At 70.1% G+C, this 14,975-nt stretch carries 14 protein-coding genes; 4 read left to right on the forward strand and 10 right to left on the reverse strand.

Annotated features, from left to right (window positions below; all coding sequences use genetic code 11):
- Nucleotides 1-55: 55 nt before the first annotated feature.
- From ACZ5BU_RS14060 to mraZ, 4 genes are all read right to left on the reverse strand, one after another.
- A complete protein-coding gene (locus tag ACZ5BU_RS14060; RefSeq protein ID WP_465698782.1) occupies nt 56-1,993 on the reverse strand; it encodes a peptidoglycan D,D-transpeptidase FtsI family protein in 1,938 nt (645 codons plus the stop codon).
- A 264-nt stretch (nt 1,994-2,257) separates the two neighbouring features.
- Complete coding sequence (ftsL, locus tag ACZ5BU_RS14065; protein WP_465698784.1) at nt 2,258-2,884, reverse strand: cell division protein FtsL; 627 nt, start codon at nt 2,882-2,884, stop codon at nt 2,258-2,260.
- Nucleotides 2,884-3,849 (reverse strand): 16S rRNA (cytosine(1402)-N(4))-methyltransferase RsmH, encoded by a 966-nt coding sequence (gene rsmH, locus ACZ5BU_RS14070; protein ID WP_465698786.1) that lies wholly within the window; start codon nt 3,847-3,849, stop codon nt 2,884-2,886. Before rsmH ends, ftsL begins: the two co-directional genes overlap by 1 nt.
- Nucleotides 3,850-4,081: 232 nt before the next feature.
- Nucleotides 4,082-4,513, reverse strand: coding sequence for a division/cell wall cluster transcriptional repressor MraZ (gene mraZ / locus ACZ5BU_RS14075; protein ID WP_184833762.1), 432 nt, complete (start codon nt 4,511-4,513; stop codon nt 4,082-4,084).
- Between the two features lie 586 nt (nt 4,514-5,099).
- Here mraZ and ACZ5BU_RS14080 point away from each other — a divergent pair.
- The 3 genes from ACZ5BU_RS14080 to ACZ5BU_RS14090 are packed head-to-tail and all read left to right on the forward strand — an operon-like array spanning nt 5,100 to nt 9,697.
- Nucleotides 5,100-6,038 (forward strand): AAA family ATPase, encoded by a 939-nt coding sequence (locus tag ACZ5BU_RS14080; protein WP_465699258.1) that lies wholly within the window; start codon nt 5,100-5,102, stop codon nt 6,036-6,038.
- Nucleotides 6,039-6,041: 3 nt separating this feature from the next.
- Complete coding sequence (locus ACZ5BU_RS14085; RefSeq protein ID WP_465698788.1) at nt 6,042-7,328, forward strand: DUF58 domain-containing protein; 1,287 nt, start codon at nt 6,042-6,044, stop codon at nt 7,326-7,328.
- A complete protein-coding gene (locus ACZ5BU_RS14090; protein ID WP_465698790.1) occupies nt 7,325-9,697 on the forward strand; it encodes a transglutaminase TgpA family protein in 2,373 nt (790 codons plus the stop codon). The genes ACZ5BU_RS14085 and ACZ5BU_RS14090 overlap by 4 nt, the downstream gene beginning before the upstream one ends.
- 255 nt (nt 9,698-9,952) lie before the next feature.
- Here ACZ5BU_RS14090 and ACZ5BU_RS14095 read toward each other — a convergent pair whose 3' ends face one another.
- Together ACZ5BU_RS14095 and ACZ5BU_RS14100 are read right to left on the reverse strand one after the other, a co-directional pair.
- A complete protein-coding gene (locus ACZ5BU_RS14095; RefSeq protein WP_238332624.1) occupies nt 9,953-10,354 on the reverse strand; it encodes a DUF3040 domain-containing protein in 402 nt (133 codons plus the stop codon).
- A 656-nt stretch (nt 10,355-11,010) separates the two neighbouring features.
- Entirely contained in the window at nt 11,011-11,757 is a 747-nt protein-coding gene (locus tag ACZ5BU_RS14100) for a methyltransferase domain-containing protein (RefSeq protein ID WP_465698793.1), read from the reverse strand.
- A gap of 194 nt (nt 11,758-11,951) precedes the next feature.
- Here ACZ5BU_RS14100 and ACZ5BU_RS14105 point away from each other — a divergent pair, with 194 nt between their 5' ends.
- Entirely contained in the window at nt 11,952-12,311 is a 360-nt protein-coding gene (locus tag ACZ5BU_RS14105; RefSeq protein WP_465698795.1) for a cupin domain-containing protein, read from the forward strand.
- Between the two features lie 10 nt (nt 12,312-12,321).
- Here the strand turns inward: ACZ5BU_RS14105 and ACZ5BU_RS14110 are convergent, their stop codons facing one another.
- Genes ACZ5BU_RS14110 through ACZ5BU_RS14125 form a run of 4 tightly spaced genes read right to left on the reverse strand, consistent with a single transcriptional unit; the run spans nt 12,322 to nt 14,852 of the window.
- Nucleotides 12,322-13,533, reverse strand: coding sequence for a DUF480 domain-containing protein (locus ACZ5BU_RS14110; RefSeq protein ID WP_465698797.1), 1,212 nt, complete (start codon nt 13,531-13,533; stop codon nt 12,322-12,324).
- 40 nt (nt 13,534-13,573) lie between these two features.
- The gene (locus ACZ5BU_RS14115) at nt 13,574-13,822 is read right to left on the reverse strand and encodes a hypothetical protein (protein ID WP_465698799.1); all 249 of its coding nucleotides are present in this window, start codon (nt 13,820-13,822) and stop codon (nt 13,574-13,576) included.
- Nucleotides 13,823-13,851: 29 nt separating this feature from the next.
- On the reverse strand, nt 13,852-14,325 hold the full coding sequence (locus ACZ5BU_RS14120) for an SAV_6107 family HEPN domain-containing protein (RefSeq protein ID WP_465698801.1): 474 nt from the start codon (nt 14,323-14,325) through the stop codon (nt 13,852-13,854).
- The gene (locus tag ACZ5BU_RS14125) at nt 14,322-14,852 is read right to left on the reverse strand and encodes a DUF6504 family protein (RefSeq protein WP_465698803.1); all 531 of its coding nucleotides are present in this window, start codon (nt 14,850-14,852) and stop codon (nt 14,322-14,324) included. The genes ACZ5BU_RS14120 and ACZ5BU_RS14125 overlap by 4 nt, the downstream gene beginning before the upstream one ends.
- Nucleotides 14,853-14,975 lie beyond the last annotated feature (123 nt).

Here is a 14,975-nt window from a genome sequence, read left to right on the forward strand (position 1 = left end):
ACCGCTCCGGACCCGGTGTCTCCTACCTGACCCTGCGTCACCAGCTGCTGGTTCATCACCAGGTGAGCGGGATGTTCGGCTGCGCAGCCCCCGTCGGCGGGACGACGTACTTCTGCAACGCGTAGCTCATCACGTCTCGGAACACCGGACCTCCTTGCAGGCCTCCACCCCGGGCACCCTGGGGATCGTGGAGTACGACGTACGTCACGAACCGTGGGTTGTCGGCCGGGGCGAATCCGGCGAAAGAAGTCGCCCAGTTGCCGTACTTCCCGGTGCCGGGCACGACCTGCTGCGCCGTACCGGTCTTGCCGGCCACCAGGTAGCCGTCGATCGCGGCCAGCGGCGCGGTGCCCTTCTTCGCGGTCACCGACTCCATCATCGTGGTGACCTCCTTGGCGGCCTGCTCGCTCACCACCCGGCGGGCCGGAGCGGTCTGGTTCGGCGTCAGCGTGCCGTCTGCCTGGATGTAGTTGCGGACCAGCTTCGGCGGCTCGTACACGCCGCCGTTCGCGACCGCGTTCACCGCGGCCGCCTCCTGGACCGCGTTCACCGACAGGCCCTGGCCGAACGCGACGTTCGACCTGGTGATCTCCGGCCACTCGTCGCCCGGCGCCAGCCGGCCGTTCGTCTCGCCCGGGAAGTTCAGCCCGGTCGGCTCGCCGAAACCGAACTCGTGCAGATACTTCACGAACTGCGCGATCGGCATCCGCTGCGCGGCCATGATCGTGCCGACGTTCGACGACTTCGCGATCACGCCGGAGATGGTCAGGTTCATCTTGTCGTGCGACCAGTGGTCCTTGATGATCCGGCGCTGGACGTCGATGCTGCCGGGGACCTGCAGCTTGGTGTTCAGGTTGATCTTCCCAGCGTCGGCGAGTGCGGCCATCGTGACGACCTTCTGGACGCTGCCGGGCTCGAAGCTGCGATCCAGCGCGGTGTTGCCCAGGTTGCCCCAGGTCTTCTTGTTGTTCGGGTCGAACGACGGGTAGTTCGCCAGCGCGAGCAGCTCGCCCGTCTTCACGTCCATCACCACGACCGTGCCCGCACTCGCCTTGTACTGCTCGACCGCCTGCTGGATCCGCTTCTCCGCGAAGTACTGCAGGTCGGTGTCCAGGGTCAGCTGGACGCCGATGCCGGGCTTCGGTTCCTGGACGGTGTGGTTCGCGTTCGGGATCTGGTTGCCGCGGGCATCCACCTCGTAGACGGCCTTGCCGTCGACGCCGGAGAGTTTGCCGTTCAGGCCGTACTCCAGTCCGGACAGACCCTTGCCGTCGTCGCCGGTCACCCCGACGAGGCTCGCGGCGATGGTGCCGTTCGGGTGGCTGCGGATCGGGTCTTCTTCGGTGTACAGGCCGGTCAGCAGCGGGACCTGCTGCTCCTTCGGCTTGCCCTTGTTCTGTGCGGCGAGCGGGATGTTCGCGGCCTTCATCTCGGCCTGGATCGCGCTCCACGTCGTCGGGCTCACCTGATGCGCGACGTACGTGAACCGGCCGGTGCCGGACAGTGCGGCGATCAGCTTCGCGGTTGTCGTACCGGGGAGCTTCGGGGCGAGGATCGCGGCCAACTGCTGCGCGACCGGCTTGGTCTGCTGCGGGTCCGCGGTGATCGCGACAGCATCCTCGGTGACGGCGAGCTCGACGCCGTTGCGGTCCTCGATGGTGCCGCGGTCGGCGTGGAGTGTGTACGAGCGGGCGTTCTCCTTGGTCGCCGCGGCGGCGTAGCTGTCCGGGTCGACGCCCTGTAGCAACACCAGCCGCCCGGCAAACAGCGACAGCACGAAAGCCATCACCCCGAACGTCAGCCGCAACCGCAACGCCGGCCGCCCCAACCGCAACATCCGCGGCGCCTTCTTGACCTTCCGCTTCTTCGGCCGACCCTGCGGCCTGTTCTGCGGCGGCCGCTTCTTCCCACCAGCCTTCTTCACCGGCCGCTTCGCAGCGCCCTTCTTCGCCCCCACAGAGCGCGCCGCACCAGCAGCCTTCTTAGCCGGCACCTGCCGCCCAGCACCACGACCCGCCGACGCACGCGGCGCGGCCGCGCTGGAGCGGCCATCGCCGCCCGGCGCTGCACGGCGCGCTCCTCTTCTGCTTTGCGGAGGAGGCGGTCTCGGGTGGATTCGGGGCGTGGGGGGTTCGCGCGCGTACTGTCGGTAGCGGACGGACGACGGGGCTGAGCCTTGCGAGGCGGGTTGCCCCCGCCTGTCGCGGCACCACGCTTACGTGGTGGCGGCTCGTTTCCCCGTCGGTCCGTCATCCGATCATCCCCGTGTGGTCGTGATGGGCTTCTTCGTCGTGACCGGCTTGGTGGTGCCGGTCGTCGGCTTGGTGGTGCTCGTCGGTCTGGTGGTCTTCGTCGGCGGTTTGGCGGTGCCCGTCGTCGGTTTGACCGGTGTCACCGGCTTGACCGGCGTCGTCGGCTTCACCGCAGGCTTGGTGGTCGCCTTCGTGGTCGGCGTCTGCGGGCCGAACATCGTCGTACCGGCCCCGGCCTTGCCCTCCGCCGGTACGCCGAGCACGCGCCCGTCGGACAGCCGCAGGAAGACCGGGTTCGGGTTCGGCACCATGCCCATCCGCAGCGCCCGGTCGGACAGGTTCTGCGGCGACTCCAGCGCCCGTACCTGCTTCTCCAGCTGCTGCTGCTGATCGCGCAGGTCGTTCGCCTGGCTGTTCAGCTTGGTGATGTCGAAGGTCCCGCTCTGCAGCTGCGTGTTCAGCAGCAGCAGGCCGACCAGCCCGGCGGCGAGCAGCGACACCACGAAGATCACGAACGGCATCCGCGGCGGCCGGAACGGCGCGCCGTACACCACCCGCAGCCGTGGCTGCTCCTTCTTCGCGACCGGGGCCGGAGTCACCCGCGCCTTCTGCGGGCTGAAGACAGTACTCATCAGGCCACCAGTCCCCTCTCCCGGATGCGTTCGGCCGCCCGTACGCGAGCGGAGGCAGCGCGCGGATTCGTCGCGACCTCCTCCTCGGTCGGCCGTTCGGCGCCCCGGGTCAGTAGCTTCAGATACGGTTCGTGCCCGGCCGGGATGATCGGCAGGTCGTCCGGTACGTCGGACTTCGTGCCCGGCGCGAACGCCTGCTTGGTGATCCGGTCCTCGAGCGAGTGGTAGCTCATCACCACGATCCGGCCGTGCAGCGCGAGCGCTTCGAGCGCGGCGGGCAGCGCGCGACGCAGTACGTCGAGCTCGCCGTTCACCTCGATCCGCAACGCCTGGAACGTCCGCTTCGCGGGGTGTCCACCGGTACGGCGGGCCGCCTGCGGGATCGCGTTCCGGACCAGCTCGGACAGCCGCGCGCTGTTCGTGAACGGTTCGGTCTCCCGCTCCCGGACGATCCGGTCCGCGATCCGGCGGGCGAACTTCTCCTCGCCGTACTGGAACAGGATCCGGGCCAGGTCGGCCGCGCTGTAGGTGTTGAGAATGTCGGCGGCCGTGGTCGGGCCGGTCGGGTCCATCCGCATGTCCAGCGGCGCGTCCTGCGCGTACGCGAACCCGCGGTCCGCCTCGTCCAGCTGCATCGACGAGACGCCCAGGTCGAACAGGATCCCGTCGATCGCCGGTACGCCGAGGTCGACCAGCGCCCGCGGCAGCTCGTCGTACACCGCGTGCACAAGAGTGATCCGCTCTGCGTACGACGCGAGCCTCTCGCCGGCCAGGCGCAGCGCGTTCGGGTCCCGGTCGAAGCCGATCAGCCGGACCTCGGGGAACCGCCGCAGGAAAGCCTCCGAATGACCACCGAGGCCGAGGGTCGCGTCGACGAAGACCGCGCCGGGACGCGCGAGCGCCGGTGCCAGCAGCGCGACCACGCGCTCCAGCATCACCGGCACATGCCGCTCCGCAGCGTCCATCTCGACCCTTCCCGTCAGTTCCCTGCAGCCGCGGGAACGACCCTGCCCCCGCAGGTCACGTGGTGGTGCGTGGGTAGACAACACCGTCCGGTCAGATCGCGGGTACGCCTTCCGGGGAAGTACCTGCTTGGTCTTGGCGCCGGGGAAGTGACGCCAACACTCCAGGTCGGAAGTCGGACCCGTGATCTCACCGGACGGTCGGTGTCTCTCGGTCCACACACTCTGTTCAGCTTTAGAAGATGCCGGGCAGTACTTCCTCGGAGAGATCGGCGAACGCCTGCTCCTGCTCCGCGGAGTACCGGTTCCAGTTCTCCGTGTTCCAGATCTCCACCCGGTTCATCGCCCCGATGACGACGCAGTCGCGATCCAGGGTTGCGTAGTCGCGCAGCATCGGTGGGATGGTGACCCGGCCCTGCTTGTCCGGCATCTCGTTGGAGGCGCCGGCGAACAACATCCGTAGGTAGTCCCGGGCACCCTTGTTGGTGATCGGAGCCTGCTTCAACTGCTCGGTCAGCTGGACGAACTCACGCTCCGGCCACACGGACAGCGATCGCTCCTGTCCACGCGTGATCACCAGACCGTCGGCCAGCTCGTCGCGGAACTTCGCCGGCAGGAACAGCCGCCCCTTGTCGTCGAGCTTGGGGAAGTGAGTTCCGAGGAACACGCTCCACCTCCCCGTTGCGGACTCTCCGACTCAGGCGAGTGCTTCCACCACTTCAGTTCCACTGCGCTCCACCTTACTCCACTTTCCACCACCGTCAACCAACTTCCGCCCCATTCCGCCCCTGTGCCGCCTGAATCCACGCTCAGCGCCCGCGTGTCGCTGCTGCCTCAACTGCCGCTCGGAACGGCGTGTGGAGCGTGCTGGAGCGCCTTGGTGGAGCGAAGTGGAGCGTCGTGTGGAGCGATGTGGAGGACTGGGTAGAGGACCAGGTGGAGGAAAGTGGAGGACGTGGTTGCGGCTGGTGCGCCCGGGCAGGCATGAACCATTCGTCCGGCCCGCTCGTGAACCAGGTACCGGTTCGCAGCGTCGTACGTCCGACACGCCGCTGGTACCGCCCGTACGCTTGGAGGGACGACTACCGACCCTGAGGGCGTGCGCCGTGACGATCGAACCGCCAACCGACCAGACTCTTGGCCCGACCCCTACCCAGGGTGAGAATGTGTCGGCAGTCAACGAATGGGGAGGACTCAGAGTGAGCACCACCGCGACCAGCTCGCCGCTGGCAGGAGCCGGGGACTTCGACGAGCTGTCCGAGGTGGCGGGACGCGTCCGCCGCGCCATGGAGCAGGTGATCGAGGGCAAGCCCGACGTCGTCGAGGTCGCCATCACGGTCCTGCTGGCCGAGGGCCATCTGCTGATCGAGGACGTGCCGGGCGTCGGCAAGACGATGCTGGCGAAGGCGCTGGCGAAGTCGATCGACTGCAGCGTGCGGCGGATCCAGTTCACGCCGGACCTGCTGCCCTCCGACATCACCGGCGTCTCGGTCTTCAACCAGGAGATCCGCGACTTCGAGTTCAAGCCCGGCGCGGTGTTCGCGAACATCGTGGTCGGCGACGAGATCAACCGGGCCTCGCCGAAGACCCAGGCCGCGCTGCTGGAGTCGATGGAGGAGCGCCAGGTCACCGTCGACACCACGACGTACACGCTGGAAGCGCCGTTCATGGTGATCGCCACCCAGAACCCGATCGAGATGGAAGGTACGTACCCGCTGCCGGAAGCCCAGCGCGACCGCTTCATGGCCCGGGTCTCGATGGGTTACCCGGAGCCGGCCGCCGAGCTGCGGATGCTGGACGGGCACGCGGCCGACGACCCGCTGGCGAACCTGCAGCCCGTCACCGACGGCCAGCAGATCCTCCGTCTGGTCAAGACGGTGCAGTCGGTACACGTGTCGGAGTCCGTGAAGGAGTACGCCGTCGCTCTCGTCGGCGCGACCCGCCGCTCGCAGGAGCTCCGGCTGGGTGCGAGCCCGCGGTCGACGCTGCACCTGATCCGGGCCGCCCGCGCGGCCGCGGCGCTGGACGCCCGCGAGTTCGTACTGCCGGACGACATCCAGGAGCTCGCGGTGCCGGTACTGGCGCACCGGGTGCTGCCTGCGGCCGAAGCGCATCTCGGTGGGCGCGGTGCGGCCGACATCATCTCCGGGCTGGTGGCCACCGTGCCGCTGCCCCGTACCCGTCGGGACTGAGACATGCGGCAGGCTCTGCGCGGACTGACCACCAGGGGGCGGGCGTTCGTCGCGGCCGGGATCACGGCATCGCTGTGCGCACTGCTGCTCGGCCAGAAGGACCTGCTGCGCGTCGGTATCCTGCTCGCCGCTCTACCGGTGGTCGCGGCGCTCGTGGTCGGCCGCACCCGGCTGCGCCTGCAGGTACGCCGGAGCCTCGCGCCGGACCAGGTCCCGGTCGGGACGCAGGCGACGGTCGAGCTGACCCTCAGCAACCAGGGCCGGATGCCTGCCGGGCTGCTGCTGCTCGAGGACCGTATTCCTTATGTACTGGGCCACCGCCCGCGCTTCGTCGTCGACCGCGTGAGCCCGAACTGGCGCCGTACCGTCACTTATCCGGTGAAGTCCGACGTCCGCGGGCTGTTCCAGGTCGGTCCGCTGATGCTGACCGTCGCCGACCCGTTCGGGTTGGTGGAGACGAGCCGGACGTTCACGCGCAGCCAGCACCTGCTGGTCACGCCGCGGGTGTTCAAGCTGCCCGAGATACGGCTGGGCGCGGACCGGGCCGGCGCCGGCGAGAACCGGCCGCGGGCCATCGCGTCCGCGGGCGAGGAGGACGCGACGGTCCGCGAGTACCGCGACGGCGACGACCTGCGCCGGGTGCACTGGCGGTCGACGGCGCGCCGCGGCGAGCTGATGGTCCGGCGCGAGGAGCAGCCGTGGCAGAGCCGGTGCGCGCTGTTCCTGGACGCACGGACGATCTCGCACCACGGGCACGGTCCGTCGTCGAGCCTGGAGTGGGCGGTCAGCGCGGCCGCGTCGGTCGGCATCGACCGGATCCGCCGCGGGTACGTGACGATGATGCTCGGCGGGCCGACCACGCTGTCCGCGATCACGCACCGGACGTCGGCTGCCGTACACCAGCCGCTCTCGCAGCAGGAACTGCTGACCGAGTGCGCGACCGTCGAGGAACACAAGTACGCCGAGCTCGGTCCGCTGCTGAGCGTCGACCGGCGCCCGCAGGAGCCGAGCCTGGTGGTCGCGATCCTGGGCGCGTGCAGTACCGATGACGTGATCGCCCTGAACCGCTGGCGGACCAGCCAGGCGACCGGTGTCGCCCTGGTGCTGGACGCGGCCAGCTGGGCGGTCGGCGCCGAGGCGACCGAGAAGGGGGCCCGCTTGAGTGCCGCCACGGAAGCCACCGAGAACGAACTGCGCCGCAACGGCTGGCGAGTCGCCCGCGTCCGCCGCGGCGACCACCTCCCCACCGTGTGGTCCGGCCTGGGCCTGAGAAGTGGACGTATCGCATGACCGGTCACGCGAGGATCTCGATTGCTGCTTGGGGGGCGACCGCGCTGGGGTCGCTCGTGCTGACGCCGGTGTTCTCCGGGCCGTTCCTGTTCGTCAGCGTGTTCCTGTGTGCGCTGATCACCGCGGTCGGCGTCGGCCTGCAGCACCTGCGCATCCCGCGGATCGTCGTACCGATCGTTCAGCTGCTCGTGCTCGTCGAGCTGCTGTCGCTGTTCTTCCTGCACAGCACGATGAAGTTCGGGCTGATCCCCTGGCGGGCGACCGCGATCGAGTTCAACTCGCGGATGGTCGACGCGATGGACTCGATCAACCGGTTCAGCGCGCCGCTGCCGCAGGACCCGCACCTGACACTGTTCGCGGTGTCGGTGATTGCCGTGACCGGGTTCCTCGTCCACGTGATCGCCGTCCAGCTTCGACAGGCCGCGTGGTCCGGGCTTCTGTTGCTGATCATGTACACCGTGCCCGCGGCGACCGTGCACGGCGGACTGCCGTGGCTGCTGTTCATCCCGCCGGCGATCGGGTACATCGTGCTGCTGTCCTCGGAGGGGCGGAGCCGGCTCAGTCGCTGGGGCCGCCGGATCTCCGGGGTGTCGCACCTCGACGCGTCCGAGCCGGTCGAGGCGTCGGCACTCGGCCAGGCCGGCCGCCGGATCGGGCTGACCGTGGTCGCTATTGCCGCGCTGCTGCCCGCCCTGCTGCCGGCGCTGCCGGAAGGTGTCATCGGCAACGGTCTCGCCGGCGGCACCAACGGCACCGGGATCGGTGCGTCGATCTCGTCCACCGACCCGATGCTCGACATGGGCCGCAACCTCAAACGCGGCGACAACGTCGTCGCGCTCACCTACAAGGGCGGCCCGACCGGCGGTACGTACCTGCGGCTCACCGCGCTCGACCTGTTCGACGGCAACACCTGGCGGATCGCGCCGCGCGGCGCGGAACAGAAGCTGAACGGCAACCTGACCCCGCCGCCCGGCTTCAGCGGCGACCTCTCGAAGGTCCCGGTCACCTCGATGGAGATCAGCGTCACCCGGGACCTGCGCTCGCAGCTCGTCCCGGTCCCCTACCCGCTGCAGTCGATCTCGCTGAAGAAGGACTGGAAGTACGACTCCGGCGCGCTGGACGTGATGTCGAGCAACGGCGGGATCGTCGCGGGCAAGAAGTACAAGCTGACCGCGTACGACCTGGAGCCGACGCCGGACCAGCTGCACGACTCGATCACCACCGGCGCCCCGGACCGGTACACGATGAGCGTTCCGGAGAAGACCCCGGACGCGATCAAGCACCTCGCGTACAGCCTCACCGCGTCGGCCAAGGAGAACAAGTTCGAGGCCGCGGTCCTGCTGCAGAACTGGTTCCGCAGCGGTGGCCAGTTCACGTACAGCACGGAGAACGTCAAGGGCAGCGGAATGGCCTCGATCGAGGACTTCCTGCTCACCAGCAAGAAGGGGTACTGCGAGCAGTTCGCCACCGGGATGGCACTGCTGGCCCGCATCCTCGGCATCCCGGCTCGGGTCGGCATCGGCTTCCTGCCCGGCACGTCCGACAAGGATGGCCTGTACACGGTCCGGATGCACGACATGCACGCCTGGCCGGAGCTGTACTTCCAGGGTGTCGGCTGGGTCCGGTTCGAGCCGACGCCATCCGCGCGGGTCGCGACGACCCCCGGCTGGACGATCGCCGCGAACGAGCCGACGACCACCCCGACGACCGCGCCGACCAGTGGCCCGACGACGCCGGGCGACAAGGCGACCGACCCGGTCGACAGGGCGCGGCATGACCCGAACCTGCCGGACCACAGCGGCAGCCCGATCGTTGGCGGCGGCAACTGGTTCACCCGGGGCGGCGGGCAGGTGATCGCCGGTGGGTTCGGCGTTCTGCTACTGCTGTGCATCCCGTGGCTGGTCCGGACGCTGACCCGCAGGCGACGGTTCCTGCGACTGCCGGGACGGGCCGGGGCCGAGGGGTTGTGGGCGGAGATCCGCGACACCTCCCGCGACCTGGGCCTGGACTGGTCCGAAATCTCGACGCCGCGGCAGACCGGTCAGTGGCTGGTGTCGAAGGTCCCCGACGAGACGCAGCCGGCCGCGCGCCGGCTGGCCCGCGGTATCGAGGCACTCCGGTACGCCGGCGACGAGCACCACGAGGTCGACCTGCGCGCCGACGCGACCGACGTACGGAAAGCACTGTGGGCACAGGCGCCTGCGCGCCGCCGCTGGCGGGCGCGGCTGCTGCCGCCGTCCTGGCGCTGGTACCTGAGCCGCGGCACAACCGAGGCGTCAGACCTACTGGACGAGTTCGACCTGCTGCTGGCCCGCCTGCGTTCGCTCGTAATCCCGAAGCGCCCAACAACAGGCCCAGACCGAGGATGAACCCGCGCCTCCCGGTCACCTGCTAGTAGAACCGCCCTGCGGCCGCGCTCGACTCACGGGTCGAGCGCGCCCCCCGGCCGCACTCCCGCACTCGCGGACACCCCGGCTGCACTCCCGCTCGCGCGTACATTCGGCGGCCGCGCCGATGAGCTCCCGTACCGCACCGCACACCGGGCGTAGAACTCTTCCGACATAAAAACAGCCACACCCGTCCCACCAGGGCACGGGTGTGGCCGGAGACTCAGGCTGTGGCCGTCAGAGGTCTTCTTCGCGGCGCCGGCGCCAGCGATCCTCCATGCGCTCCATGAAGCTGCCGGACGAGTCGTGCTTCGTCCGGTGCCGCTTGGTCGGCGGAGGCGGCGGGATGTCGTCGGACTCCCCCGCGTTGCTGATCCGCTTCATGCTCAGCGCAGCGATGTACAGGCAGGCAACCATCATCACGAAGCCGATGACTCCGATGATGGTATTGGGAATGATTGCACCGGTCATCAGCACCGCGATGCCCAGCACGAAACCAACGCCGGCAAGCACTGCACGGCGCCGGTAGTACAAGCGCACATTGGTCCCACGCATGGCGGAAACGAACTTCGGGTCTTCCGCAGCAAGGGCACGTTCGAGCTGCTCGAACTGGCGCTGCTCTTCTTCCGAGAGGGGCACCGTCGATCCCTCCATGATGAGCGCGATCTCGATAGGCCGCCTCCAGTCTAGGCCGCGCCCGCGTCACACGAAACCCTGACCGCCTGTCCAGCGCGTCACGGTCCCGCAACTGCCCCGCCAACAGACGTCCCAAACCACTCCAACCGGCGTGTCGCCCACACCCGCCCACAGCAACCAAGCCCCAGGTAGCACCCCCATCACCCTCCGTCGCATCCCACCACACTCCGACCAGCCGTGATGCGGGTGCAGCGCGCGGTGCGGTGCGGGTGCGCGCTGCGGCGCGCGGCGGCGCGGGTGCGCGGTGCGGGGGTGGTGCGGTGCGGGGTACCGGTTGCTGCGGTTGCCGGGTGGTACGGGGTGGGGCGGTGCGCCGTGCGGTTGCGGTGGTGCGGTACGTGGGGCGGGGCCGTGCGCGGTGCGAGGTGCTGCGGCGCGCGAGGCGAGGCGGGTGCGCGGGGCGGGGCGGCTGTGCGGCGGTGCGGGGTGGGTGCGGGGTGGTGCGGCGCGGTGCGCGGTGTCGGGTGGTGCTGGGTGCCGGGTGGTGCGCGGTGGCCGCGCGGGTGCGGGGTGCCTGTGCGGGACGCGGGGTGCGGTGTGACGCGCGGGGTGGTGTACCGGGCGGGGGGCAGGCGGGGGGTGAGTGCGGGGCGGTGGGGTCAGTGGGTGGCGAGGATGTGTAGTTGGGTGGCTAGGGCGCGGAAGGCGGGGTGCTGGCTGGCGGCGCGTTCGAGGGCTGCCAGTGAGTCGGCGGCGCCTGGTTCGGAGTCGACGAACGCGGACGGGACCAGATCGGCGAACGTCCGGACGCCGTGCACCGTGTGCACCATGAACCCGGCATCGGCCAGCTGGCCGGTGATCCCGGCCTCGTCGAACCGCCGCGGCATCGGGTCGGTCGCACCCCAGCGGCCGTCCGGGTCCTGCAGCGCGATCCGCGCCTCGGCCAGATGCCCGGCCAGCGCCCGCGCGAGCACGACGGCGTTGCGCTGGGCAACCAGCAGGCTCAGTACGCCGCCTTCCCGCAGTACGGAAGCCATCGCCTGCAGCGCCTGCGACGGGTCGTCGACGACCTCGAGGACCCCGTGGCAGAGCACGGCGTCGGCGCTCGACTCCCCCGCCAGGCCGAGGAGCTCGGCCGCATCGCCCTGAACGCCGCGGACCAGTTCGCTGACGCCTTCGTCGCGCGCACGCCGTTCGAGGGAGGCAAGCGCGTCCGGACTCGGGTCGACCACAGTCACCCGGTGGCCCTCGACCGCCAGCGGTACGGCGAACCCGCCGGTACCGCCGCCGAGGTCGACGATGTCCAGCCCGGCACCCGGATCGGTCCGCTCGCGCGCCGCCAGGGCAACGCGTAGCGCCTCACCCACCAACGCCGTCCGTACGCCACGCCGCCGCCGCTCCACCATCAACCCTCCGCCTCATGACCCCCGACATCTCGCCGCGCCACACCCTACTTCCATCCCCTCGCCCGTCCGGCAGACGCACCCGGCCCGACCCGGGGTACGGGCGTAAGCGGCCGATAATTCTCGGCCTCTTCCTGTGGCGACGCCGGAGCGCCATCGTCGGAAGGAAGGGGAGAGCCGATCACCAGGGAGGGATCATGGCCATCTTCAGCAAGTCCTTCGACGAGCCGGACGAGCAACGTTCACCGGACAAGACGCAAGTCGACGTCGTCAAGCTGCCGGGGGCGAGCGTTGCCCGGATCACCTTCCAGCCCGGCTGGCGCTGGTCCGAGTGCATCCGCCCCGTCGTCGGCGGCGACTCCTGCCAAGTGCACCACGTCGGAACGCTGCTCTCAGGAGAGTTGGAGATCGTGCACGACGACGGCAGCAAGGCACGGCTAACGCCCGGCATCGCCTACGTGATCGAACCCGGGCATGACGCGTGGGTCGTCGGCGACGAGCCTGCGGTCGGCTTGGAGTTCGAGTCGCTCGCAGCGGAGAGGTACGCCAAGTCCTGAAAAGCATGGGTCAGGACGGGGTGCGGGCGATGACGTACAGGCGACGAGTGGTTTCGGCGCGGGCGGTGATGGGTCCGCGGAGGTACCACTCGACGTCGGTGAGACCGGCTGACTCGAGGACGTTCACGACCTGGGTCGGCTCGTGCAGGACGTAGTCCAGCTCGACCTCGTGGCCCAGGAGTTGCTCCACGTGCAGGACCTCCGCGCCGGCGTGCAGCGCGAGCACCAGCCAACCGCCCGGGTCGAGCGGACGCGTCAACGCGGTAATCGCGTCGGGGAGCTCCGAAGCGGCCAGGTGGATCAGCGAATACCACCCGAGGACGGCGGCCCAGCCGGAGCTCGCCGGTGGGCGGGCGAGCCGACGGAGGTCGCCGACCTCGAAGTGCAGGTGTGGGAACCGGCGGCGTGCCTCGGCGACCATCTCCGGCGACATGTCGATCCCGGTCGCGTCCGCGTGCCGATCGGCGAGGTACGCCGTCACGTGCCCAGGCCCCGAACCGACCTCGACCACCGGGCGACCGTTGGCGTGGGCAACGACCCGGTCGAGCAGCCACCGCTCGAACGGCAGCCCGTCGAGCTCGTCGAGCAGCTCGTCCGCGTACGTCGTCGCGACCGCGTCGTACGCCGAACGCACCCGGTCGTCACGTACGTCTGTTCCGTCGGCGATCACCGTGTCGCGGTCGACGGTCTCCACCGGCGCGACTGTCTCCGCTTCCGGCACCGGGCCCAGGAGGTGGATCCAGCGCCGGTCGTGCTGCCCGGCGCGGCGCTCGAGCTCGCGGACCAGCGGCTCGGGGCGGGCCGCCATCCGCTGGAGGCACGCTTCCACATCGGTACGGTCGTCGAAACGGTGCAGGCGCTCGGTCCGCGTCCGCAGCTCCCCCGGCGCCTGCGCACCACGCAGCAGCAGGACCGTGATCAGCGCCCGCTCGTCCGCTCCGAGCTCGAGCTTCTCGTCCAGGATCTGGTGATACTTCAACGTCCGGCGACCCGTGTCCGCCCAGACGATCCGCAACAGCTCACGGTCCCGGAGCCCACGGGCGACCCGCTCGACGGCGCCCTGGTCGTAATCGACGACCGGCTCGCGGTTGCTGGTCTGGTTGCAGGCGCTCCGCAACGCGTTCGCCGTCAACGGGTACGACGCCGGCACGGTCAACTGCTTCTCCAGCAAGCTCCCCAGAACCCGCTGCTCCTCGACATCCAACACCGGAAGTCCGCTCACCCGGCTGACCCTAATTCAGAACCCGGGCCGCGCGGGGCCGTCAGCCGGGTTGGTAGGTCTCCGGCAACGTCAGCGGCTCGAACGCAGTGCCGTTGCAGGACGGGCAGAGAATGTCGGATGCCAGACCAGAGCCCGCGCACTCGGTGCAGAGGCCGTCATGCCAGGAGTCGCCGGACAGAGCCTGGTGCGGTCGTGGGTAGTGCGTGTCCGGCAGGTAGCACTCGGCGCCGGTGACGGCGTGGACGCGACCGCACAGGTCCTTGCCCAGGCCTCGGGTGGGTTCGCTCACGGTCGGGATCTCCTCAGGTGCGTGGTGGTTCAGCTGGCTTGCATCCAGGACTGGGTGAGGACGGACTGCGGGTCGGTGGTGGCGGTGAGCACCGGGCTGGTGGACAGCCGCAGGCTGGCCTCCACCTGGGTGTAGAACGTGTCGACCGCGCGGACCAGGTCGTCGGCCTCACGCGTGCTGACGGCGCGCTCCAGGCCGGCCTCGGCAGCGGCGCGCTGCGCGGCGCCGGCGGCGAAGAACGTCGCCCACTCGCCGAACTCCGGCGCGACCTCGGCGAGCAGCACCCACGCGTTGCGCTGGACGCGGCGGCGGCTGCCTGAGCGGACCGGACGGGCGCGTACGGCGAGCACCGCGGCCGCAACTCGGAGCGCCGCGACATGCGCGCTCGAGTAGCGGATCAGGTGGTCGCTGGTCTCGGTTGCCTCGGCCAGCGCGGCCCGGGCACGGAACAGCTCGCGGCTGGCCGCACCGGCCGCAGCCGGCGATACCGGTGAAACTGTCATCGGTCGGTCACCCTTTCCAGTTGCCAACGGCCCGAGTCCGGGTCGTGGGCGAGATCGAACATCTCCTGCCGTCCGAACCGGCCGCAGCCGGCTTCCACCCGGAACACCGAACGCTCCGGGCCCCATTCCGCGTCCAGCACACCGGTGGCAGCCGGCGAGTGGGTGGGGAGCGTGGCCACGCCGGCCTGGTGGGTCCGGGCCGGCCGGGTCCGGGCCGCCGAACAGACCTCGGCGACCGTGGCCGCGTCGATCCGCGAGAGCGAGTCGTCAGCGGCCGGCCGGCGGCCGTCCCGGGCGTCGAACGCGAGCATGCCGCCGGTCCGCAGCGCCGGGTCCGCGAACGCCAGCGGGTCGTGCGTCCGGCCGGTGCCGATCACGCCGCGCTCCCACCAGGCGGCGGTCTCGGTCCACTGCGACCGGATCGCGCGCACCCGCCACAGCCGGCCACGCCAGAGGAACTGGTCGGGGGTCAGCACACCGCCAACGTTCACCGAGTGCACCTCGACGGCGTCGTCGAACTCCCACATGGTCCATCTCCTCCTGCTGTCCAAAGCTTCCCCGGGTCGGCGGCCCGGCGGGTGGGCACGGGGTGGGGGTCGAGGACCACCCCGGTGCCCGGCCCGCCGGGGCCACCGGATTCCGATGCGGCC

Source organism: Kribbella sp. NPDC031520 (assembly GCF_055580825.1).